Origin of the sequence: Streptomyces sp. NPDC005574, from assembly GCF_040605435.1 — a bacterium.
Lineage (GTDB): Bacteria > Actinomycetota > Actinomycetes > Streptomycetales > Streptomycetaceae > Streptomyces.
Genome location: NZ_JBEXCW010000001.1, coordinates 286,523 through 309,405, shown reverse-complemented (window position 1 = coordinate 309,405; position 22,883 = coordinate 286,523). Strand labels below are relative to the sequence as shown.

Here is a 22,883-nt window from a genome sequence, read left to right as displayed (position 1 = left end):
GGGCCGGGACGTGGACACTGCGACGACGGCCGTACGGGCGCACCCCGGCGGTCCGCGCGGGCGGCGGGCCAAAGTCGGGTGCGCCGTGGCGCTGTTCGCCGGGGTGAGCGCGGTCGTCGGCTGCCGGGCCGCCGACACCGACGGCATCACCCCCGTACCGCAGCTGCTCGCGTTCCTGCCCTGGCTGCTCGTCCCCACCGGCCTCGGGCTGCTCGCCGGGCTGCTGGCCCGCTGGTGGGCCGGGCTGGTGTGGGGAGTGGTGCTGCTCGGTCTCCTCGCGTGGTTCATCGAGCCGTACGGCAGGGCCGGCGAGCCGTCCGGGCCCGCCGTCGCCGAACTGCGCGTGCTGACCTCGAACGTCGAGTTCGGGCGGGCCGCCGGCCCGCTCGCCGCCGCGGTCCGCCGGGAGCGACCGGACCTGGTGTTCGTCGAGGAGTGCGAGTACACCTGCGAGGCACGGCTGAAGCGGGCTCTCGGCAGGGACTACCCGCACCGCCGGGCTGTCGAGGGCGGCGGCTCCAAGGGCTCGGTGATCCTCAGCCGCTTCCCGCTGCGGGCCGCGGCGGGCGTGCCCGGCACCATGGGCATGCCCGGGGCCGTCGCAGACGTGCGCGGTCATGCCGTACGGCTGCAACTCGCGCACCCCATGCCCCCGTTGCCGGGTCAGCTCGGCCTGTGGCGCCGGGAACTCGGGGCACTGCGCGACTACGCCGCCGCCGACCGCAGGACGCCCACCGTCCTGGCCGGCGACTTCAACGCCTCCCAGGACCACGCCGTCTTCCGCCGCGTCCTCGACACGGGACTGCGTGACGCCGCCCGGCTGTGCGGAGCCGACCGCGTGCCCAGCTGGCCGGCCCGCACCGCCCCCACGCTCGGCGCGCAGATCGACCACGTCCTCGTCTCATCCCGGTTCGCCGCGCGCGACGCCCGCTTCCTGGACTTCCCCCACACCGACCACCGCGCGCTGCTGGTGGACCTCAGCCTGCACGCCAAGGGATGACCGGAAACTCCCGCACTTTACCTTCCCATTGCGTGCCCTTGGCATGAATTTGAAAGTAGGGGCGGGGGGGCGCGGGGGCGCGGCGACCTGGTGAAAGAGGAGTGAACTGCCGGGGTCCGAGGCGGTGTTGACACGGGCCGCCAGTCACATCTTGCCCCTGCCGAAGATCACCCTTCGGGGCCGCTAACCTTACGTGTCCGTCCTGGCCAGGGATTGACGGGCTTCAACTCACTCGAAGGGTTGCGCACATGGGCATTCTCACCTCCCTGCGGAACGCGTTCGGCAGGTCACGCAAGGGGCGTGCCGCCGACGCGGAGGGTGCGGAAAGCACCCCTTCGCCGGCACCGCAGCCGACCGTCCCCTCCCCGTCCCCGGAACCGCGCCCCACACCGACGGCGACGGTCCCCGAGCCCCGCACGTCCGCGATGGACGACGACGAGCACGACCTCGTCACAGCGGCATTCGACAACGTGCCCGCCCAGCCGAAGGCACCGGTGACGGCGAAGGCACCGAAGACGGAGGCAAACCCTCCGGAGCCGGAGCCGGAGGCCACCACCGCACCCGCCCCGGAGCCGGAGCCGAAGGCCACCACCGCACCCGCCCCGGAGCCGGTGGCCACGACGGAACCCGAGCCGGCCGCAGAACCGGTGGCCGCGACGGAACCGGAGCCGGTGGCCGCCACCATCGAGCCCGAGCCCGAGCCCGCCGCCGAACCGGAACCCGAGGCTGCCACGGAGCCGGAGCCGGCCGCTGAGCCGGAGCCGGTGGCCGCCACCATCGAGCCCGAGCCCGCCGCCGAACCGGAACCCGAGGCTGCCACGGAGCCGGAGCCGGTCACCGAGCCCGAGGCTGCCACGGAGCCGGAGCCGGTCACCGAGCCCGAGCCGGCCGCTGAGCCGGTGGCCGAGGTGGCTCCCGAGCCGGCCGCAGAGCCCGAGGCCGAGGTCGAGGTCGAGGCCGAGGCACCCGCGGCCGCCGACGGCGAGGACGCCCCACAGGGGCCACCCGCAGCTGACGACGAAAGCAGCACGGGTGGTGCGGGCGGGAACACCAAGGCCGACGGCGAAGCCGAGGCCGCACCCCGGACAGCGGGCGTCACAGACGCCTCCCCCGTCCCCCCGGGCCTGACCACCGCCTACACCGCCGCCGCCACCACCCTGAAGAACACCGACCTCACGGGTACCAAGGCCAAGGTCTACCTCGTCCTCGACCGCTCCGCGAGCATGCGCGCGTACTACAAGGACGGCTCCGCCCAGGCCCTGGCCGACCAGACCCTCGCGCTGGCCGCCCACCTCGACCCCGGGGACACGGCGACCGTCCACGTCGTCTTCTTCTCGACGGAACTGGACGGCACCGCCGACCTCACCCCCGCCGACCACGAGAACAAGATCGACGAGCTGCACGCCTCCCTCGGCCGCATGGGCCGTACGAGCTATCACGTGGCCGTGGAGGAGGTCCTCGCGCACCACCGGAAGTCGGCGGACGCCGCCACCCCCGCCCTGGTGATCTTCCAGACGGACGGCGCCCCGGACGCGAAGACCCCGGCGACCCAGTCCCTCACGGACGCCGCGAAGAAGCACCCCTCGGTGTTCTTCTCCTTCGTGGCCTTCGGCGAGCAGGACAACAAGGCGTTCGACTACCTCCGCAAGCTCAGGACGGGCAACACGTCCTTCTTCCACGCGGGCCCGACCCCGCTGGAGCTGACGGACACGGAGCTGTACGAGGGCGTCCTGGCGAACTGGCGGCCGTAGCACCCGGGTGGTGCGAGAGCTGTTCGGGGGGTGGACCGGCACACGGGTCCACCCCCCGAAACGCAGGTGAGACGATCTGCGCGGGGCCAGTAGGATTTCGACCATGGCGGCCACTGGATCCGAGAAGCAGGGTGGAAAGGCGTACTACGTCACCACCCCCATTTACTACGTCAACGACGCTCCTCACCTGGGCCACGCCTACACGACCGTCGCAGGCGACGTGCTCACCCGCTGGCACCGTCAGCGCGGCGAGAAGGTGTGGTACCTCACCGGCACGGACGAGCACGGTCAGAAGATCATGCGCACCGCGGAGGCGAACGGCGTCAGCCCGCAGCAGTGGGCCGACAAGCTCGTCGACGAGTCCTGGCGCCCCCTGTGGGAGCACCTGGAGATCGCGAACGACGACTTCATCCGCACCACGCAGAAGCGGCACACCGACCGCGTCCAGGAGTTCGTGCAGGACCTGTACGACAAGGACGAGATCTACAAGGGCGGCTACGAGGGCCCGTACTGCGTCGGCTGCGAGGAGTACAAGCTGCCGGGCGAGCTGCTCGACGGCGAGGGCCAGTTCGCCGGTCAGAAGCTCTGCCCGATCCACAAGACGCCGGTGGAGATCCTCAGCGAGGAGAACTACTTCTTCAAGCTGAGCGAGTACGGCGACAAGCTCCTCGCCCATTACGAGGCGAACCCCGGCTTCATCCAGCCCGAGTCCGCACGCAACGAGGTGCTGAACTTCGTCCGCCAGGGGCTCCAGGACCTGTCGATCTCCCGCTCGACGTTCGACTGGGGCATCCCGATCCCGTGGGACCAGAAGCACGTGATCTACGTGTGGGTCGACGCGCTGCTGAACTACGCGACCGCGGTCGGCTACAACGAGAACCAGGAGAAGTTCGAGTCCACGTTCCCGGCCGACGTCCACCTGGTCGGCAAGGACATCCTGCGCTTCCACGCGGTGATCTGGCCCGCGATGCTGATGGCGCAGGGCCTGCCGCTGCCGGGGAAGGTCGCCGCGAACGGCTGGCTGATGGTCGGCGGCGAGAAGATGTCGAAGTCGAACCTGACCGGCATCAAGCCGCAGGACCTGACCTCGCACTTCGGCGTGGACGCGTACCGCTGGTACTTCCTGCGGGCCATCGCCTTCGGCCAGGACGGCTCCTTCTCGTGGGAGGACTTCTCCGCCCGCTACACGAGCGAGCTGGCGAACGACTACGGCAACCTCGCGTCCCGCGTGGCGGCGATGGTCGGCAAGTACTTCGGCGGCGCCCTGCCGGAGTCCGCCGCCGACGGCGACGCCGAGAAGGCGCTGCACGACGGCCTGGCGAAGGCGGCCGCCGAGGCCGACCGGAAGATCGGCGAGGAGCTGGACTTCCAGGGCGGCATCCTGGCCGTCTTCGACTTCGTCAAGCAGGTCAACGGCTACATCACGGAGCAGGAGCCGTGGAAGGTGGCCAAGGACGACAGCCCCGAGGGCAGGGCCCGGCTGGCCACGATCCTCTACACGGCCGCCGAGTCCCTGCGCGGACTGGCCGTCCTGCTCAACCCGGTGATGCCGGACACCTCGCAGAAGCTGTGGGACTCCCTGGGCGCGGAGGCGTCCCTGGGCGCCCTCGCGGACCAGCGCGTCGGGGAAGCGGCCGACTGGGGCCGCCTCCCGGCCGGCTCCACGATCACCAAGGGCGCGGTCCTGTTCCCCCGCCTGGAGGAGAAGCCGACCGCGTAACTCCGTACGGCGAAACGAGGGGTACGGGCACGCCGACCGGGCGTGCCCGTACTTCGGGGGATCAGCGTTCCGAGGCGTACGCGACGAAGCGCGCCCAGGCGCCGGAGGCCAGCGCGAGCCGGGGACCCGCGACGTTCTTGGAGTCGCGGACGTGGACGGTGCCGGGAGTCAGGGCGAGCTCCACGCAGGAGTTGCCGTCGTTGCCGCCGCTGTAGCTGCTCTTGAACCACGCCAGCTCGGAGGTGTCCCCGGAAGTGGTCTTGTGGATCATGTTTCTCCCAGCAGATGTTCGATGACGGCCAGCGACTCCCCTGGCGAGAGCGCCTGAGCCCGGATGGTGCCATACCGCAGCTCAAGGATGCGCAGGTGTTTGGGTTCGGAGGTCGGGCGGCCGTTGAACGCCCCGTCCGAGCGCCCCACGGCGGTGCCGTCCGGAAACTTCAGCAGCTCGATGCGACCGTCCAGACCGGAATGGGTGTCGCAGTTCATCGGCATCACCTGGAGCACGACGTTGTGCAACCGCCCCACCTCCAGCAGACGTTCAAGCTGCTGACGCCAGGCCATTGTGCCCCCGATGGGTCGCCGTACGACCCCCTCTTCCAGGACGAAGCTGAGCGCCGGCGCCGGTGAGCGTTCGAAGACCGACTGCCGGGCCAGACGAGCGGCCACCATGCGCTCCACATCGTCCGGCGAGTACGGCGGCTGCGCCGCCCCGATCACGGATCGCGCGTGCTCCGAGGTCTGCAACAACCCGGGGATGATGTGGCACTCGTACAGACCGATCTCGACGGCCTGCCCCTCCAGCTTGCCCAGTTCCCGAACCTTCTTCGGATACCGGACCTTCTTCACGTCCTCCCAGGCCGCCGCGATGAGCCCACCCGCGCCCAACACCGCGTCGGCTTTGTCCAGGTACTCCTGCCGGGGGATCCGCTTCCCGCCCTCGATCTTGTAGACGAGGTCCTCGCCGTAGCCGACGGCCACCCCGAAGTCGGCGGCCCGCATGCCCACCGCCTCCCGCCGCAACCTCAACTGCCGCCCCACCGTGGTGATGACGGCCACCCCCCACTCGTCGTCCGGGTCCACCTCCCACCCCGGCTCGTCCGCCTCGGTCCTGAGTCGCCGTACCTCGCCGTCCACCGACATGCCGCACCCCTTAGTCGTCCCGCAGTGCCGCGACGCCCGCACCCGTGGAGCCCCCTCCGACAGCCCGGACAACAGTGGACAAGCCCCGGACAGTCACCCTACGCATCGGCGTCGTCACAAGTCGCCCCTCTTCGAGGAGGTCCGGGCCGAGGGCGAGACGCGCCGCGCCGCCGAGGACGTCCTGGCCGTCCTCGGCGGCGCGTGGCATCGACGTCCCTGAGGAGACCCGGGAGCGCATCACCGGCTGCGGAGACCTGGAGACCCTGAGTCGCTGGCTCCGGCGCGCCGTCACCTCCCCAACAGCCAAGGACCTCTTCGAGAACTGACCGCTGAGGCGGCAGCCCGCAGACTCCCCGACCGGAACGACCGCTCACCGTAGGCGGGCGGCCGTTACTCCGGCCGGACCACGAACGTCGACACCCGCCGCATCCGCACCCCGGCTCCTTCTGCGGCCTCCACTCCCACAGTTCGGCACCGGACAGGTCACGTTCCGCGTTCCAGCCCTCGCCGCTCACGCCGAACTCGTCGTCGCCGACCGGCATACCGCACTACTGGGCAGCGCCAACCTCACAGACCGGGCCTTGTCCGACAACATCGAACTGGGTGTCGTGTTGCGGGATCCGCACCTGGTGGAATCGCTCGTCGACCATTTCCGCTGGCTTCTGAAACTCGAGAACAACATCATGCGCCCCGCCCGACACGGGCGAAGAGAAGCTCCGCCGACATGAGGAGGCCGGCGGCCCGGGACAGGATGACACCGGGCCGCCGGCCGTATGGGGGGTCAGGAGGCGGTGAGGACAGCCGCTCCGGTCGTCGTCGCCAGTTCCGCCGGGAGGTTCTTCGCCGAGGTCAGGCCCGCGGTGAGGGTCGGCGTCCAGTTGACGGTCGTCCTCAGCTTCTTCGAGGACGCGGCGTTGTACGCGGCGACGAGGTCGGTGGCCGTGCCGTTGACCAGGTTGCCGCGGCCCGCGACCGAGCCGGTCCCGTCTCCGCTGAGGAGCCTGGCGAGCTTCGCTCCGCTCGGCACCTTCCAGTAGTTGTCCTCCGCGACGACCTGGGCCCTGGCGCGGGAGTTGATGCTGTAGAGCGGGGCGTAGCCGTTCAGCGTCGTCGTGTCGTAGACGTTGTCGTAGATGTGGACCTGGCCGATGCGGGCCAGCGGAGCGCGCTGCACGATGCCCTTCCACACGTTGTGGTGGATGGAGACCCGCAGCTTGCCGGTGCTGTCGGTGTCACTGCTGCCGATCAGCATCGTCTTGTCGTGGTTGGTGAACTGGTTGCGCTCGACGGTCACCAGGTCCGAGCCCTTGGTGATGTCGAGGGCGCCGTCGTGGATCTGGTACTCGCGGCCGTAGTACTTCGGGTTGGCCCTGTCGAAGTGCGCGGCGTCGGTGAACGAGTTGTGGTCGGCCCAGACATGGGTCGCGCCGCGCAGGGTGAGCGAGTCGTAGTCTGAGTTCCAGTTGCCGTCGTCGCCGTCCGTCGGGTCCCACTGCGGAAAGCAGTCCTCGGTGGCGGAGAAGGCGAGGTTGCGGACGATGACGTTGTCCACGTTCTGCACCTGGAGCATGCCGCCGGTGATCCCGGCCTTCGTGCCGGGCACGCCCACGACGCTGGTGTTGGCCGGCACCTTGAAGACGATGTTCTTCGCCTGCTTGGACTGGGCGGCGGCGCGGGCCTTCTCCTGGGTGCCGGACGGCAGCTTCGAGGTGCCGTAGGAGGCGGGGTCGTACGCCTTGAGGTAGGCGGACAGCGAGTAGCCCGTGCCGGCGGAGTAGTCCGCGCAGGTCAGCTTCCTGCCCGAGTCGTCGGTGTTGGCGTCGATCGTGCCCTTGACCTTGATGATCCGGGGCGCGGTGTCCGACACGGAACCCAGCGCCTTCACGAGCTGCGCGCGGGTGCTGACGGTGAACACGTGCGCGATGTCGGCTGTCGCGCCGCCGGTCGTACCCGCACCCGAGGACGCCCAGCCGTCCTTGGCGGCCAGCGTCTGGCGGTACAGGTCGACGCCACCGGCGTTCGCGTTCATGACGAGGGTGGCCGCGCCGGCCCCTGCGGCCACGACGGCGGCGGAGACGACGAGGAGGCGCCGCGAGCGGAGGGACCGGCGGTGGGAGGGGGTTGCCACGGGGGAGTCCTTACGTTCCGGTGGATCACGTGCGAGGTGTGCGGCTCCGCTGAACGGCGCCCACAACTCCTCAGTGGCCGCGGCCCCTTGAAAGGTTGCCGCGCGCTTCCACGGGTCCCGCGCCCCCACCTCCCGCGCCCGGGCTCACGCCGATGGCCGCCTCGGTCCGCCGCTTCGCGTACGCCGTCCTCGACCGCTCCGCCTCCATCGGCGTCCGCGGCGAACTCACGGCCGGCCACCTGAAGAGTGAACTGCCCGCCGACACCGACCCGCGCGACCTGGACGACGACGCCGGTTTCTCGGCGATGATCAAGGGCCACGGCGAGCGGTTCGAGCGGATCACCGCGTTCCTGGACCGCAACGGCCCGCAGAACACCTACACCCACGGTGACGGCGGCGCCGCCTTCGACGCCCGCCTCGCCACGCTGGACCTGCCCGCGTCGATGCCCGTCTGGGACCGCTCGGACGACGGGCAGACGCGCTACCGCCTGAGCCGGCTGCGCGAGCGGATCACGACGACCGAAGCCGAGCTGCGGCTCCAGGCGGAGAAGCGGGTGCGGTCGACCAGGGAACTCCGCGTCCGGCTGCGCACGGCGGAGAAGCTCCCGAGCATCCAGCGCCGCCCACAGCTCGACGCCATGCGGGCGGAGCTGGAGGCCGCGCGCAAGCAGCTCGCCGCCGTCGAGCGCCGGGTCGCCGGCATCGAGCGGCGCGCCGTGATCCGTATCGGCCCGTTCCTGCGCCGCCGCACCCGGAAGCCTGCGGGCGGCGACAGCGCGGGCTGACCGTGTGACGCCGGCGGCCTTCCCCCCGGGCCCTCCGGTGTCAGCCCGGTGGCCTTCCGCTGTCAGCCCGGGGTGGCCGATGCCGCGGCACCCGGCGCCTGCCGGGGGTTCCTCGCTCGTGCTCCACCTAGCGCCGAGGGCTCGGGCGGCGCGGCGGCAGGGGCGGTCGCCAGGGCCGAGCGGGCCACGCCCAGATGGCGCAGTCCCTCCCGCGCCGTCCGCGTCACCCCGTCGTAGTCCGCCGCCGTCCGGGCCGCCGCCAGCCGCTCCCCGGCCTCGCGGTGGCACTCCGCCGCCTCCGTCAGGGCGCGGGCCGCGTCCTCGTCCGCCGCCGCCCAGGCCCGTACGTCGGACGGAAGGAGACCGCCGCCCAGCCGTACGAGCCACCGGTTCGCCTCGACCTCCGCGTCCAGGCCGGACAGGGTACGGCTGTGGTGCCGCCGCTGAGCGACGACCGCGAACACCGCCCCGCCGACGAGCAGTACGGCGAGCACGAGCGTGAACCCCATGGTTTCCTCCCCTGCGTGGCGATCCGGGGCGGGCAGCGGTCCCGTGACCCCGTACTCCCATGGGACGACGGGCCGTTGTGCTCTCGCCCCCAGGACCGCTGTGCGTCGCCGGTGAGGTCACCGGGAGCGGACGACGGGCCGTGGAAGCGGGATGTCCTGCGCCGAGTACCCCCGCTTCCACAGCCCACGCCGTTCTTCCCCCGTTCAGCCGCCTACGACGCCGACGCGGACGCGGACGCCGACGTGCTCGGCCGGGGCGGGGCGGCCTGGCCGTCCTCCGTCACCTCCGGATCGACGCCGACCGTGAGGGACGCGTGCACGCCCCTGGCGATGTCCCGCCGGTCGTAGCGCAGCCTGAGCAGACCGCCCCGGGCGCCGCTCTGGTCGTAGATCGTGTCCTCGGTCAGGGTCGTGCGTTCGGCGGCGTTGCTCGCGTACGGCTCCACCTCCGCCGAGGCGAGGACGGACTCCTCGTCGAAGAAGAACTGCCCGGTGTGGCAGGCGTGGCCGCCCTCGTAGCCGGCGTCGGTCCACTCGCCGTCCACGTGGACCTTGACGTGGATGTGCACGCACCGGCCCCGGTACCAGCCCGGGAACACCGTCCGGAAGGTGACGTGGCCGTGCCGGTCGGTGCGCCAGGTGCCGCGCAGGTAGCGCGAGTCGTCCGTGGGTTCCTGGTGGCCGCCGCCACCGCCGCCGGGACCGCCGGTCGGGGGTTCGCCGGTGGGCGTGCCGGTCGGGGGCTCTCCCGTGGGGGCGGGGCCGCCGCCACCGCCGTTGCCCTGGTTCTCGTAGCCGGAGTAGACGCCGGCCGCGTCGCAGTGCCAGATGTCGACGGCCGCGTCACGCAGCGGCCGGCAGGTCTCGGAGTCGATCAACGCGAGGTCGAGCCGGAGCGGGATGCCCTCCCGGTCCTCGGTGATGTTCCGGCGGAGCTTGTCAGCGTCGATGTAGTAGGGGCCCTCGACGGTTTCCGAGGTGAGGCGATAGCAGACGTCGTCCCGCGCCGGCGTGCCCGCGCCGGTCCCGCCGTCTCCCGCGAAGGCGTTCGTGGCCAGGCCGCTGCCGACGAGGCCCGCCGCCGCGAGGCCGCCCGCGCCGGCGGCCACGACCGTGCGGCGCGTCAGTTCCCGTTCCCTGTGTGGTTCCTGGTGATCCGTCATGAGGCCGGGACGCTAGGGACGGAACCTGTCAGGAGCATGGGAGAGAGCTGTCAGCGACCCGGGAACGCGAAAGTGGCTCGGAACCGACCACGGTTCCGAGCCACTCGCGCTGCCGACGCTACTTCGGCTGCGGCTTGCGCACCGAGAGGTGCAGCTCCCGCAGCCGGGTCTCCTCCAGCTCCGTCGGCGCGCCCATCATCAGGTCCTGGGCGTTGCCGTTGAGCGGGAAGGAGATCGTCTCGCGGATGTTGGGCTCGTCGGCCAGCAGCATCACGATGCGGTCGACGCCGGGGGCGATGCCGCCGTGCGGCGGGGCGCCGAAGCGGAAGGCGCGCAGCATGCCGGCGAACTTGTCCTCGACGGTCTCCCGGTCGTAGCCCGCGATCTCGAAGGCCTTGAGCATGATGTCGGGCTCGTGGTTACGGATCGCGCCGGAGGACAGCTCGACGCCGTTGCACACGATGTCGTACTGCCAGCCCAGGATGTCCAGCGGGTCCTGGGTCTCCAGGGCCTCCAGACCGCCCTGCGGCATCGAGAAGGGGTTGTGCGAGAAGTCGATCGCGCCGCTCTCCTCGTCCTTCTCGTACATCGGGAAGTCCACGATCCAGCAGAACCGGAAGACGTTCTCCTCGAACTGCCCGGCGCGCTTGGCGGCTTCCACCCGCACCGCGCCCATGATCTTGGAGACCTCGTCGAACTCGCCGGCGCCGAAGAAGACGGCGTGGCCGGCGGCCAGGCCGAGCCGCTTGGTGAGCTCGGCGACGTTCTCCTCGGTGAGGAACTTCGCGATCGGGCCGGTCAGCGACCCGTCCTCGGCGACCCGCACCCAGGCCAGACCCTTGGCGCCCTGCGAGACGGCGAAGTCACCGAGCTGGTCGAAGAACTTGCGAGGCTGGCCCGAGACGTCCGGCACCGCCAGTGCCCGCACGTGCTTGCCCGCGAACGCCTTGAACTCCGAGCCCTCGAAGACATCGGTGATGTCCACGAGCTCCAGCTTGGCGCGCAGGTCCGGCTTGTCGGAGCCGTACTTGAGCATCGACTCGCGGAACGGGATGCGGGGGAACGGGGAGGTGACGTGCCGGCCGCCGCCGAACTCCTCGAACAGCTCGGTCATGAGCTTCTCGATCGGCTGGAAGACGTCCTCCTGCTCGACGAAGCTCATCTCGACGTCGAGCTGGTAGAACTCACCCGGCGAACGGTCCGCACGGGCGTCCTCGTCACGGAAGCAGGGGGCGATCTGGAAGTAGCGGTCGAAGCCCGAGATCATCAGCAGCTGCTTGAACTGCTGCGGCGCCTGCGGAAGGGCGTAGAACCGGCCCGGGTTCAGCCGGGACGGGACGACGAAGTCGCGGGCGCCCTCGGGGGAGGTGGCCGACAGGATCGGCGTCGCCATCTCGTTGAAGCCCAGCGCCGTCATCTTGTGCCGGATCGCCGAGATGACCGCCGTACGCAGCATGATGTTGCGGTGCATGCGCTCGCGGCGCAGGTCGAGGAAGCGGTACTCCAGACGCCGCTCCTCGTTGACCCCGTCCTCGGCGTTGATCGTGAAGGGCAGCGGCTGGGCGGCGCCGAGCAGTTCGACCTCGCCGACCTCGACCTCGATCTCACCGGTGGGCAGGTCCGGGTTCACGTTGTCCGTGCCCCGGGAGACGACCTTGCCGTCGACGCGGACCGTCGACTCCTTGGTGACCTTGTCGAGGGCCTCGTAGGCGGGGGTGCCGGGCCGGGCGACGAGCTGCGTGATGCCGTAGTGGTCGCGCAGATCGATGAAGAGGATGCCGCCCAGGTCGCGCCGATTGTGCAGCCAGCCGCTCAGCCGGACGTCGGTGCCGACGTCAGAGGCGCGGAGCTCGCCGCAGGTGTGGGACCTGTACCGATGCATCGTCGTTCATCCAGTCTTTGCGGATCGGGGGCTGTTTCACGTGAAACACCCCCAGCGTACCGGGCACCCAAAGATCGCCTCCCCACCATTTGCCGGGCCGTTTCAAGATCGCCCACTCGGTCGCCGTACGCCATCAGTGGCATTCTTCGAGTCCTTCTTCTTAAAGTGGGGCAATGCGCACTCGTGAGCCCCTGCCCGCCGTGGGGGACGTCCTGGCCACGCTCGCGACCGGCGTCTGGCACTGGGACACGGCGGACGGGCTGGTCACGGTGGATTCCGAGGCGGCTCGGCTGCTCGGGCTGTCCGGCGGCCCGGCGACCCTCACGGAGGCCCAGGCACGGGCCTGCCTCCATCCCGTCGACTGGAACGAGATCACCGGAGTCGTGCAGCTCGCCGTCGCCGAGGGCACCCTCGCCGAGGTCCGCATCCGGATCATGGACGAGCGGGGCCGGGTGATCCGCACCGTGCGCAGCCGCTCCAAGCCGTCCTACGACCCCGAGCGGCGGGCGTTCCTGCTGACCGGCACCCTCCAGGAGGTCACCGAACCGCCTCCGGGGACCCCGTCCGGACGGACGGCGGTCACCGGCGACTGGCGGCGCTCCCGGGAGGCGTTCCTGCTGGACGCGGGCCGGGCGCTGGCCGAGGCCCGGTCCACGGAGGAGGTGCTGCGGGTGGCGGCCGGCCTGTCGATGCCGGGCTTCTCCCCGGACGGCCTCGCGGTCTTCGGGGTGGAGGGCGACCGCCTGACGATCATCGGCCACCACGGGCAGCAGCCCGGCGACGAGGGCCCCTTCACCCACATGAACCTGGAGACGGACTACCCGGCGGCCGAGGTGGTCCGCACCGGCCGGGCGGTCTATCTGTCCTCGCCCGAGCAGTACAAGGACCGCTATCCCGTCACCTGGCCGCTCGCCCGCTACTTCGGCCGCCAGTCCTGGGCGTTCGTACCGCTGACCGTGGCCGGTCGCACGATGGGTGCCTGGATGGCGGCCTTCGGCCACCCGGTCGCCTTCACCCCCGACGAGCGCTCGGTCCTCACCACGGTCGCCCGCATGCTCGCCCAGGCCCTGTCCCGGGCCGGGGTCGCGGAGTCGGAGCGGGAGCTCACCGACGGCCTCCAGCGCTCCATGCTGCCCACCCTGGGACCCCAGATCCCGGGCATGAGCGTGGCCGCCCGCTACGTCCCCACCGGCGGCGGCCTCCAGGTCGGCGGCGACTGGTACGACATGATCCCGCTGCCCGGGGGCACCTCCCGGTCGCAGTCCGGCTCGGGCCGCTTCGCCCTGGTCATCGGTGACGTCCAGGGCCATGACGTGCGGGCGGCCGGGCTGATGGGCCAGCTCCGGATCGCGCTCAGGGCGTACGCCTCGGAGGGCCACCGCCCCGACGCGGTGCTCTCCCGCGCCTCCCGCTTCCTGCACGGGATGACCTACGAGGACCCCGACAGCACCGACCTGCGCTTCGCGACCTGCCTGTACGTCGAGGTCGACCCGGGCACCGGCATCCTGGAGATCGCCCGCGCCGGCCACCCGGACCCCGCGATACGCATGGCGGACGGGACGGTGCTGACGCGACCCACGGCGGGCGGCCTGCCGCTGGGCATCGACCCGGACGGCGACTACCCGACCACACGACTCGCCCTCGAACGCGGCGAGACCATGCTGCTGTGCACCGACGGCCTGATCGAGACCGGCGGCCACGACCTGGAGACCGGCTGGAAACGCATCCGGGCGATCCTGGAGACACACGACGGGGACCTGGAGGAACTCGCCGACGCCCTGGTGCAGGGTGTGCACGGACCCTCCTCCCACCACACCACCGGCCCGCTGGCCGACCGGCGGGAGGACGACATAGCCGTCCTGCTGCTGCGCCGGCAGGGCCGCGACGAGGGCGGCGACTTCACCCGCGACGGGGACGACGCGACACGGCACACCGTGCGGCGCACGATGCTGGCGGTCGCCCAGGCGGAACCCGAGCGGGTCGCCGTGGCCCGGCACCAGCTGCGGGAGCTGCTGCACGACTGGGCCTCCCCCGAGCAGGTGGACTCGGCGGTGCTGCTGCTGTCCGAGCTGCTCACCAACGTCCTGGTGCACACCGACGCGGACGCGACGCTGCTGGCCGAGGTCAGGGGGGAGCCCGGTATCCGCCGGATGCACGTCGAGGTCACCGACACCAGCGACGACCTGCCCCACAAGCGCCGCCCGGGCGAACTGGCGTCCTCGGGCCGCGGACTGGTGCTGATCGAGATGCTCGCGGACATGTGGGGGGTCGACCCGCGGGGCGAGGGCAAGAGCATCTGGTTCGAGCTCTACGAGGCGGACGCCCCGGAGGACGGGGCGTAACGCGCACGCAGCTCGTGCACCACCCCGGACGCGGCCGCGGTGAGGGGCACGGCCAGCAGCATCCCCAGGATCCCGGCGACGGACGCTCCCGCGGTGATCGCGAGCAGCACCACCGCCGGATGCATCTGCACGGTCCGGCTCTGGATCACCGGCTGCAGCACGTGTCCCTCGATGACCTGCACGGCGAGCACCACCCCGAACGTCCACAGCGCGATGACGACCCCCCGGTCAGCGAGGGCGACCAGGACGGCCACGGCGCCGGACAGGAAGGCGCCGAGATAGGGGACGTAGGCGCCGACGAACACCAGCGCGCCGAGTCCGACGGCGCCCGGGACCTTGAGGATCAGCAGACCGACGGTGATGCAGGTGGCGTCGATCAGGGCGATGAGGGTGGTCCCGCGCATGAACCCCTCGACGGCCTCGAAGGCCCGGCGCGCCATCGCCTCCAGGACGTCGGCGGTGCCCTGCGGCGCCATACCGCGCAGCGCGCCGACGGCCCGGTGCGCGTCCCGCAGGAAGAAGAAGACGAGCAGCAGCGCGAGCACGGCCATGGCGATGCTCTCGCCGACGACACTGACCCCGCTGATGACGTTCGAGGCGGCGGTCCCGCCGAACTTGGTCAGCAACTCCCGCGCGTTGGACGCCACGTCGTCCAGGGAGGTCCCCGCCGCCCCGAAGTGCTCGGCGACCGAGGTCGCGGCGTCCTTCAGCGAGGCGACGATCTGGTCCCCGGTGTCGATCAGCGCGGCCACGACGATGTAGACGGCCCCGCCGACCACGGCGACCACGGCGACACAGGTGAGCCCGGCGGCGACCGACCCGTTGACCCCGGCCCGCACCAGGCGCCGGTACAGCGGCCGCAGCAGCGCGGTCCCCAGCAGCGCCAGCAGCACCGGGGTGACCGCGGTCCGCAGCGCCGCGCACACCTGGATGCCCACGTAGACGACCCCGGAGACGAGCAGCACGACGACACACCAGGCGGCCAGCCGTCGTACGGACTCGGGAAGCAGCGCTCGGGGTACCTGCACCCCTCCCATCCGGCCACATCCCGCCCCGCCTGTCACCCGGGAACAGCCGAACGGGTCCGGGCCGGCGGGCCCCGGACACGGCGACGGGCCCGAAGCCGCGAAACCACTCGCTCCTTCGGGCCCGTTGCCACGGTCGCGGGGACCGGGGGGTTAAAGGCCGCCCTCGGTCATGCCGTGGACCGCGGGGATCGTGCCGAGGCGGCCCTTCTGGAAGTCCTCGAACGCCTGCTGGAGTTCGTCGCGGGTGTTCATCACGAACGGCCCGTAGTGCGCCATCGGCTCTCGGATCGGCCGGCCGCCCAGCAGGACGACCTCCAGGTCCGGGGTGTTGGAGTCCTGCTGCTCGTCCGCGCGGACGGTCAGCGAGGAACCGGCGCCGAAGACCGCCGTCTGGCCCTTGTGGACGGGACGCCGTTCGGTGCCGACAAAACCGCGCCCGGCCAGCACGTAGGCCAGCCCGTTGAAGTCCTCCCGCCACGGCAGCGTGAGCTCGGCGCCCGGCGCGACCGTCGCGTGGATCATGGAGATCGGGGTGTGCGTGACACCGGGACCCTGGTGGCCGTCGAGCTCGCCCGCGATGACGCGCAGCAGCGCGCCGCCGTCGGGCGTGGTGAGCAGCTGGACGTTGCCGCCCCGGATGTCCTGGTAGCGCGGCGCCATCATCTTGTCCTTGGCCGGCAGGTTCACCCACAGCTGCAGGCCGTGGAAGAGTCCGCCGGACATGACCAGCGACTCCGGCGGCGCCTCGATGTGCAGGAGGCCCGAACCCGCGGTCATCCACTGGGTGTCGCCGTTGGTGATGGTGCCGCCACCGCCCTGCGAGTCCTGGTGGTCGAAGATCCCGTCGATGATGTACGTCACGGTCTCGAAGCCGCGGTGCGGGTGCCAGGGGGTTCCCTTGGGCTCGCCCGGCGCGTACTCCACCTCGCCCATCTGGTCCATCATGATGAACGGGTCCAGGTGGCGGTAGTTGATCCCGGCGAACGCTCGGCGCACCGGGAAGCCCTCACCCTCGAAACCGCTCGGTGCGGTCGTGACGGTGAGCACGGGACGGGCCACGGCGTCTGCGGACACGGCGACGCGGGGCAGCGTCAGCGGGTTCTCGACGGTCACTGCAGGCATGTCGGTACCTCCTTGTGCTCCGAGTTTAGTTGAGCGTTGAACTTTCTGCCACCCCTAACCGCGAAGGAGCGGAGCGCATTCCCTCCGGAGACAACAGACGGCCGGCGCCCCTCGTCGGGGCGCCGGCCGTCGTCCAGGAGGACCGGACCGGATCGGGCGGCGACTCAGCCGTACATCCGGCGCATCGCGAACTCGACCATCTGCTCCACGGCCTTCGCGTCGAAGACCATGCGGTGCTCGCCCTCCATGTCGAGGACGAAGCCGTAGCCGGTGGGGAGCAGGTCGATCATCTCGGCGCCGGTGATCACGAAGTACTTGGACTCCTTGCCCGCGTACCGCCGCAGCTCCTTGAGCGAGGTGAACATCGGGATCACCGGCTGCTGGGTGTTGTGCAGGGCCAGGAAACCGGGGTTGTCACCGCGCGGGCAGTAGACCTTCGAGGTCGCGAAGACCTGCTGGAAGTCCTCCGCGGTCACCTGGCCGGTGGTGAAGGCGCGCACCGCGTCCGCCAGCGAGGGCGGGGACGGCTCGGGGTAGAGCGGCGGCTGCTGCCCGTAGGCTCCGGCGCCCCCGGGCATGGGCTGCTGCGGCGGGGCGTACTGCTGCTGAGCACCGGCGTTCTGGTCGTAGCCGTACATGCCCGAAAGAGTAACGGCTCACAGATGACCCCTTCGGGGTTGCGTCTTATTACCGACGGGTAGCATCATCGTAGCTACTAGTTGGTACGTGAACCAGATCCATGTGAACCAAGAACCGGCGCGAGGAACCACCGCCTCGCCGATCTCGCTACGGAGCCGTCGCCATGGGGCACTACAAGTCGAATCTCCGCGACATCGAGTTCAACCTCTTCGAGGTCCTCGGGCGCGACAAGCTGTACGGCACCGGCCCGTTCGAGGAGATGGACACCGAGACCGCGAAGAGCGTCCTCGAAGAACTGACCCGCCTCTCGGAGAACGAGCTGGCCGAGTCCTTCGCGGACGCCGACCGCAACCCGCCGGTCTTCGACCCCGAGACGAACACCGCCCCGGTCCCGGCGTCCTTCAAGAAGAGCTACAAGGCCTTCATGGACTCCGAGTACTGGCGCCTGGGCCTGCCCGAGGAGATCGGCGGCACCACCGCTCCCCCGTCCCTGATCTGGTCGTACGCGGAGCTGATCCTCGGCGCCAACCCGGCCGTGTGGATGTACTCCTCCGGCCCGGCGTTCGCCGGCATCCTCTTCGACGAGGGCAACGCCGTCCAGAAGAAGATCGCGAAGATCGCCGTCGACCGGACCTGGGGCTCCACCATGGTGCTCACCGAGCCCGACGCGGGCTCGGACGTCGGCGCCGGCCGCACCAAGGCCGTCCAGCAGGAGGACGGCTCCTGGCACATCGAGGGCGTCAAGCGCTTCATCACCTCCGGTGAGCACGACATGGAGGAGAACATCCTCCACTACGTCCTCGCCCGCCCCGAGGGCGCCGGCCCCGGCACCAAGGGCCTGTCCCTCTTCCTCGTCCCGAAGTACCTCTTCGACTTCGAGACCGGCGAACTCGGCGAGCGCAACGGCGTCTACGCCACCAACGTCGAGCACAAGATGGGCCTCAAGGCGTCCAACACCTGCGAGATGACCTTCGGCGACCGCCACCCCGCCAAGGGCTGGCTGATCGGCGACAAGCACGACGGCATCCGCCAGATGTTCCGCATCATCGAGTTCGCCCGGATGATGGTCGGCACGAAGGCCATCTCGACCCTGTCGACCGGCTACCTCAACGCGCTGGAGTACGCCAAGGAGCGCGTCCAGGGGCCCGACCTCGCGAACTTCATGGACAAGACCGCGCCCAAGGTCACCGTCACCCACCACCCGGACGTCCGCCGCTCGCTGATCACGCAGAAGGCGTACGCCGAGGGCATGCGCGCCCTCGTCCTCTACACCGCGTCCGTCCAGGACACCATCGCGGTCAAGGAGGCGGGCGGCGAGGACACCTCCGCCGACCACGCCCTCAACGACCTGCTGCTGCCCATCGTCAAGGGCTACGGCTCCGAGAAGGGTTACGAGCAGCTCGCCCAGTCCCTGCAGACCTTCGGCGGCTCCGGCTTCCTGCAGGAGTACCCGATCGAGCAGTACATCCGCGACGCCAAGATCGACACCCTGTACGAGGGCACCACCGCGATCCAGGGCCAGGACTTCTTCTTCCGGAAGATCGTCCGCAACCAGGGCGCCGCGCTGAACTCGCTGGCCGAGGACATCAAGAAGTTCCTGGCGCTCGGCACCGGCGGCGAGGACCTGGCCGGGGCGCGCGAGCACCTCGCCAAGGCCGCGGTCGAGCTGGAGGCCATCGTCGGCCTGATGCTCACCGACCTCGCCTCGACCGAGCAGGACGTCAAGAACATCTACAAGGTGGGCCTCAACACCACCCGCCTCCTGCTCGCCTCCGGTGACGTGGTCGTCGGCTACCTGCTCCTCAAGGGCGCCGCGATCGCCGCCGAGAAGCTGGAGACGGCCACCGCGAAGGACCGGCCGTTCTACACCGGCAAGATCGCGGCGGCGAAGTTCTTCGCGGCCAACGTCCTGCCCGGCGTGACCCTCGCCCGCAAGGTCGCCGAGGGCGTCGAACTCGACCTGATGGAACTCGACGAGGACGCGTTCTAGGACGCAGCCGTACAACCCCGTACAGCCTCGCGGAACTCCACACCGTCCTCACGAGGGCCCGCTCCCCGTCACCGGGAGCGGGCCCTCGTACGTCGTTAAGGTGAACCCATGAGCGCACCCTCCCGCTTCGACCGCGGCCTCACCGATGACCTCATGGCCTTCCTCGCGGCCAGCCCGACGCCGTACCACGCGGTGGCCAACGCCGCCGAGCGGCTGGAGAAGGCCGGCTTCCGCCAGGTCGCGGAGACGGACGCGTGGGACGGGACGAGCGGCGGGAAGTACGTGCTGCGGGGCGGCGCGATCGTCGCCTGGTACGTCCCCGAGGGCGCCGACCCGCACACGCCGTTCCGCATCATCGGCGCGCACACCGACTCGCCCAACCTGCGGGTCAAGCCCCAGCCCGACACCGGCGCGCACGGCTGGCGCCAGGTCGCCGTCGAGATCTACGGCGGCCCGCTGCTCAACTCGTGGCTCGACCGCGACCTGGGCCTCGCCGGCCGGCTGACCCTGCGGGACGGCTCCACCCGGCTGGTGAACGTCGACCGGCCCCTGCTGCGCGTCCCGCAGCTCGCCATCCACCTGGACCGTGCGGTGAACTCCGACGGCCTCAAGCTGGACAAGCAGCGGCACCTGCAGCCCGTGTGGGGGCTCGGCGCCGCCGGCGACGGCGACCTGATCTCCTTCCTGGAGGAGGAGAGCGCACTCGCGGCCGGCCAGGTCACCGGGTGGGACCTGATGGTCCACTCCGTCGAACGGCCCGCCTACCTCGGCCGCGACGAGGAGCTGGTCGCCGGCCCGCGCATGGACAACCTGCTGTCCGTGCAGGCCGCCGTGGCCGCCCTGAGCGCCGCCGCCGGCGGCTCCGCCCTGTCGTACATCCCGGTGCTGGCCGCCTTCGACCACGAGGAGAACGGCTCGCAGTCGGACACCGGCGCGGACGGGCCGCTGCTCGGCGGCGTGCTGGAGCGTTCGGTGTTCGCGCGCGGCGGGACCTACGAGGACCGGGCGAGGGCCTTCGCCGGCAGCGTCTGCCTCTCCTCCGACACCGGTCACGCCGTGCACCCCAACTACGCGGAACGGCACGACCCGACCCACCACCCGCGCGTCAACGGCGGCCCCATCCTCAAGGTCAACGTCAACAACCGCTACGCGACCGACGGTTCGGGCCGCGCGGTGTTCGCCGCCGCCTGCGAGAAGGCCGGCGTGCCCTTCCAGTCCTTCGTCTCCAACAACTCCATGCCCTGCGGCACCACGATCGGACCGATCACCGCGGCCCGGCACGGCATCAGGACCGTGGACATCGGCGTGGCCATCCTCTCCATGCACAGCGCACGGGAGTTGTGCGGCGCCGACGACCCCCACCTGCTGGGCAACGCGCTGGTGGCGTTCCTGGAGGGATAGAACGGGCGCCCGCTGCATGGGGGTTGACAGCCGGGGTACCCGCAAGTCCGGGCCGGAACGACCGGTCCGGACAGGGAGGCAACAGCCATGGGCCTCGGCGGATGCATCATCCTCATCGCCGCGGGAGCCATCCTCACGTTCGCGACCGACTGGGAGATGAAAGGGGTCAACCTCGACCTCGTCGGCATCATCCTCATGATCGTGGGACTGATCGGCGTCTCGACCTTCAGCAGCATCGCCCGGCGCCGTCGGGTCATGGTGCCGCCGCCCACGACGACGGTCGTCGAAGAGGACCGGCACCGCCCGCGTGACGGCTACAGCGACGGATACGGCGTCTGACCCCCGGCCGGTTCAGATGTCCTGGTCCGCCAGGACCAGGGACAGGCGGTCCGTCCCCTCCCGCGTGAGGCGGACGGGCACGCCCCAGTCCTGCTGGTGGACATGGCAGGCCGGGTACGCGACGGCGGGGTCGTCGTCGCAGGTCGCGGCCCACGCCGAGACATGCAGGACGCCCTCCGCCACCTCCGGGTCGAGCCGCAGGGTGCGGGAGAGACCGGTGCCCGCGCCGCCGCCCGACAGCAGCAGACCGGGCGGGGTGGCGGACACCAGCAGGCGCGTGGCCGAGCCGCGGGGAGTGCCCGCGCCTTCGCCTTCACCCGTCCCCCCGGCCGGATCGGTGAGCGTGTCGAGCCTGTGACCCGCCGGAACCCGGAACTCCACGTCCAGGGCGAGCCTGCCCGGTGCCACCTCGGTGCTCCCGCGCCGGGTACGGCCGGCCGCGGAGGGCACCCGCGCGGCCTCCGGCGGCAGACGCAGCCGGGTCAGCCGGTGCCGCGCCGACTCCACGACCACCAGGTCGCCGCCCACCAGCACCGCGCCGCTCGGCTCCCTCAGGTCCGTGGCGAGCGTGGTGACCTGCCCGGTCGCGGGGTCGTACCGGCGCAGGGCGTTGTTGTACGTGTCGCAGACGGCGACCGAGCCGTCGGGCAGCGCGGTGACCCCCAACGGGTGCTGGAAGAAAGCCTGTTCGGCGGGGCCGTCGCGGTGACCGAAGTCGAACAGCCCCGAGCCGACGGCGGTGTGCACCGCCCCGCCGTGATCCACCCAGCGCAGCGCCGAGGTCTCCGAGTCGGCCAGCCACAACCGGTCGGCGGTCGCCGCGAGCCCCGAGGGCTGCGCGAACAGGGCCCCGGCCGCGGGCCCGTCGAGCAGCCCCTCCTCGGCGGTGCCGGCCATCACGGCGACCGTGCCGTCCACCGGGTCGTACGCCCACAACTGGTGCACGCCGGCCATCGCGATCCACACCCGCCCGCCGAACACCGCCAGGTCCCACGGCGACGACAGGTCGACCTCCCGGGCCGGCCCGGAGGTGGGCGACCCCCGCCACCACTGCCGGCCCGTGCCCGCGAGTGTGGTCACCTCCCCGGTGCCCAGGTCGAGGCGGCGCAGGGCGTGGTTGACGGTGTCGGCGACGACGACCGAGCCGCCGACCGAGCCGCCCCCGCCGCCCTCGTCATCCTCGCCGAGGAGGGCGAGGCCCTGCGGCTCGTCGAAGGCGGCCGTCTCCGCCGTGCCGTCGGCGAACCCCCTCTCACCGGAGCCGAACCGCCGGACGACGGTCTCCGCGTCCGCGGCCAGCTCCACCAGCTGATGCCGGGTCGTGTCACTGACCAGGAAGTTCCCGCCCGGCAGCAGCACCACCTTGCCGGGGAAGCGCAACACCGTCGGTTCGGGCTCCGGCGCCACGTACGGCCCGTCACCGCGCCGCAGCGTGCCCTTCGCCCCGTGCTCCGCCTCCAGCTCCGTCACCAGCCGCTCGATGGCCGGCACATGCCCCTCGCCCGAGTGCTGCGTGACGACATACCCCTCCGGGTCGATCACGACGAGCGTCGGCCAGGCCCGGACGGCGTACTGGTTCCACGTCACGAGCTCGGGGTCGTCGAGCACGGGATGCGCCACGCCGTACCGCTCGACCGCGTCGACGACCACCCCGTGCTCGGCCTCGTGCACGAACTTCGGCGAGTGCACCCCGACGACCACGACGGTGTCCCGGTGCCTGGCCTCCAGATCACGGAGCTCGTCGATCACGTGCAGGCAGTTGATGCAGCAGGACGTCCAGAAATCCAGTACGACGATCCGTCCGCGCAGGTCGGCGAGGCTGTACTGCCGGTCACCGGTGTTCAGCCAGCCGCCCCTGCCGGTGAGCTCGGGGGCGCGGACGCGGGCCCGGCGGCGGGAGGGGGGCGGGGACGAGTCGGTCATGGCTCCAGCGTGCCACCG

Annotated in this window: 19 protein-coding genes; 9 read left to right on the top strand and 10 right to left on the bottom strand. The window is 71.1% G+C overall.

Annotated elements, in window-relative coordinates; translation table 11 throughout:
• Positions 1 to 85: 85 nt before the first annotated feature.
• From ABZT03_RS01455 to metG, 3 genes are all read left to right on the top strand, one after another.
• The gene (locus ABZT03_RS01455) at positions 86 to 1,000 is read left to right on the top strand and encodes an endonuclease/exonuclease/phosphatase family protein (RefSeq protein WP_356031972.1); all 915 of its coding nucleotides are present in this window, start codon (positions 86 to 88) and stop codon (positions 998 to 1,000) included.
• A 248-nt stretch (positions 1,001 to 1,248) separates the two neighbouring features.
• Complete coding sequence (locus ABZT03_RS01450) at positions 1,249 to 2,751, top strand: VWA domain-containing protein (protein WP_356031868.1); 1,503 nt, start codon at positions 1,249 to 1,251, stop codon at positions 2,749 to 2,751.
• Between the two features lie 103 nt (positions 2,752 to 2,854).
• Positions 2,855 to 4,471 carry a methionine--tRNA ligase gene (gene metG, locus ABZT03_RS01445; RefSeq protein WP_356031866.1) on the top strand — a complete coding sequence of 539 codons (1,617 nt, stop codon included), beginning with the start codon at positions 2,855 to 2,857 and terminating at the stop codon, positions 4,469 to 4,471.
• A gap of 61 nt (positions 4,472 to 4,532) precedes the next feature.
• Here the strand turns inward: metG and ABZT03_RS01440 are convergent, their stop codons facing one another.
• Both ABZT03_RS01440 and ABZT03_RS01435 read right to left on the bottom strand, forming a co-directional pair.
• The gene (locus tag ABZT03_RS01440; protein WP_356031862.1) at positions 4,533 to 4,742 is read right to left on the bottom strand and encodes a DUF397 domain-containing protein; all 210 of its coding nucleotides are present in this window, start codon (positions 4,740 to 4,742) and stop codon (positions 4,533 to 4,535) included.
• Complete coding sequence (locus tag ABZT03_RS01435; protein ID WP_356031859.1) at positions 4,739 to 5,614, bottom strand: helix-turn-helix transcriptional regulator; 876 nt, start codon at positions 5,612 to 5,614, stop codon at positions 4,739 to 4,741. The genes ABZT03_RS01440 and ABZT03_RS01435 overlap by 4 nt, the downstream gene beginning before the upstream one ends.
• Before the next feature lie 329 nt (positions 5,615 to 5,943).
• On the opposite strand from ABZT03_RS01435, the gene ABZT03_RS01430 reads away from it, so the two are divergent.
• Entirely contained in the window at positions 5,944 to 6,342 is a 399-nt protein-coding gene (locus tag ABZT03_RS01430) for a phospholipase D-like domain-containing protein (protein WP_356031970.1), read from the top strand.
• Between the two features lie 53 nt (positions 6,343 to 6,395).
• On the opposite strand, the gene ABZT03_RS01425 is transcribed toward ABZT03_RS01430, so the two are convergent.
• On the bottom strand, positions 6,396 to 7,742 hold the full coding sequence (locus ABZT03_RS01425) for a polysaccharide lyase family 1 protein (protein WP_356031856.1): 1,347 nt from the start codon (positions 7,740 to 7,742) through the stop codon (positions 6,396 to 6,398).
• 152 nt (positions 7,743 to 7,894) lie between these two features.
• Between ABZT03_RS01425 and ABZT03_RS01420 the strand changes: the two genes are divergently transcribed.
• The gene (locus ABZT03_RS01420) at positions 7,895 to 8,527 is read left to right on the top strand and encodes a hypothetical protein (protein ID WP_356031853.1); all 633 of its coding nucleotides are present in this window, start codon (positions 7,895 to 7,897) and stop codon (positions 8,525 to 8,527) included.
• A gap of 62 nt (positions 8,528 to 8,589) precedes the next feature.
• On the opposite strand, the gene ABZT03_RS01415 is transcribed toward ABZT03_RS01420, so the two are convergent.
• The 3 genes from ABZT03_RS01415 to aspS all read right to left on the bottom strand — a co-directional run bounded on the left by ABZT03_RS01415 (position 8,590) and on the right by aspS (position 12,081).
• Positions 8,590 to 9,036, bottom strand: coding sequence for a hypothetical protein (locus tag ABZT03_RS01415; protein ID WP_356031851.1), 447 nt, complete (start codon positions 9,034 to 9,036; stop codon positions 8,590 to 8,592).
• A 212-nt stretch (positions 9,037 to 9,248) separates the two neighbouring features.
• Positions 9,249 to 10,199 (bottom strand): intradiol ring-cleavage dioxygenase, encoded by a 951-nt coding sequence (locus ABZT03_RS01410; RefSeq protein WP_356031848.1) that lies wholly within the window; start codon positions 10,197 to 10,199, stop codon positions 9,249 to 9,251.
• 118 nt (positions 10,200 to 10,317) lie between these two features.
• Positions 10,318 to 12,081, bottom strand: a complete 1,764-nt coding sequence (gene aspS, locus ABZT03_RS01405; protein ID WP_356031845.1) for an aspartate--tRNA ligase — start codon at positions 12,079 to 12,081, stop codon at positions 10,318 to 10,320.
• Between the two features lie 173 nt (positions 12,082 to 12,254).
• On the opposite strand from aspS, the gene ABZT03_RS01400 reads away from it, so the two are divergent.
• A complete protein-coding gene (locus ABZT03_RS01400) occupies positions 12,255 to 14,423 on the top strand; it encodes a SpoIIE family protein phosphatase (RefSeq protein WP_356031843.1) in 2,169 nt (722 codons plus the stop codon).
• Here the strand turns inward: ABZT03_RS01400 and ABZT03_RS01395 are convergent.
• The 3 genes from ABZT03_RS01395 to ABZT03_RS01385 form a co-directional block, all read right to left on the bottom strand.
• Positions 14,390 to 15,451 carry an AI-2E family transporter gene (locus ABZT03_RS01395; protein WP_356031840.1) on the bottom strand — a complete coding sequence of 354 codons (1,062 nt, stop codon included), beginning with the start codon at positions 15,449 to 15,451 and terminating at the stop codon, positions 14,390 to 14,392. The genes ABZT03_RS01400 and ABZT03_RS01395 overlap by 34 nt on opposite strands.
• A gap of 150 nt (positions 15,452 to 15,601) precedes the next feature.
• Complete coding sequence (locus ABZT03_RS01390; protein WP_356031837.1) at positions 15,602 to 16,573, bottom strand: pirin family protein; 972 nt, start codon at positions 16,571 to 16,573, stop codon at positions 15,602 to 15,604.
• 164 nt (positions 16,574 to 16,737) lie between these two features.
• On the bottom strand, positions 16,738 to 17,211 hold the full coding sequence (locus tag ABZT03_RS01385) for an SseB family protein (protein WP_356031835.1): 474 nt from the start codon (positions 17,209 to 17,211) through the stop codon (positions 16,738 to 16,740).
• A 164-nt stretch (positions 17,212 to 17,375) separates the two neighbouring features.
• Here ABZT03_RS01385 and ABZT03_RS01380 point away from each other — a divergent pair, with 164 nt between their 5' ends.
• The 3 genes from ABZT03_RS01380 (at position 17,376) to ABZT03_RS01370 (ending at position 20,942) form a co-directional block, all read left to right on the top strand.
• Positions 17,376 to 19,202 (top strand): acyl-CoA dehydrogenase, encoded by a 1,827-nt coding sequence (locus ABZT03_RS01380; protein WP_356031832.1) that lies wholly within the window; start codon positions 17,376 to 17,378, stop codon positions 19,200 to 19,202.
• Positions 19,203 to 19,310: 108 nt separating this feature from the next.
• Complete coding sequence (locus tag ABZT03_RS01375; RefSeq protein ID WP_356031829.1) at positions 19,311 to 20,603, top strand: M18 family aminopeptidase; 1,293 nt, start codon at positions 19,311 to 19,313, stop codon at positions 20,601 to 20,603.
• Between the two features lie 87 nt (positions 20,604 to 20,690).
• Positions 20,691 to 20,942: a DUF6458 family protein gene (locus ABZT03_RS01370; RefSeq protein WP_356031827.1), complete on the top strand. Its 252-nt coding sequence runs from the start codon at positions 20,691 to 20,693 to the stop codon at positions 20,940 to 20,942.
• A gap of 12 nt (positions 20,943 to 20,954) precedes the next feature.
• Here the strand turns inward: ABZT03_RS01370 and ABZT03_RS01365 are convergent, their stop codons facing one another.
• Entirely contained in the window at positions 20,955 to 22,865 is a 1,911-nt protein-coding gene (locus tag ABZT03_RS01365) for an NHL domain-containing thioredoxin family protein (RefSeq protein WP_356031824.1), read from the bottom strand.
• Positions 22,866 to 22,883: the final 18 nt, after the last annotated feature.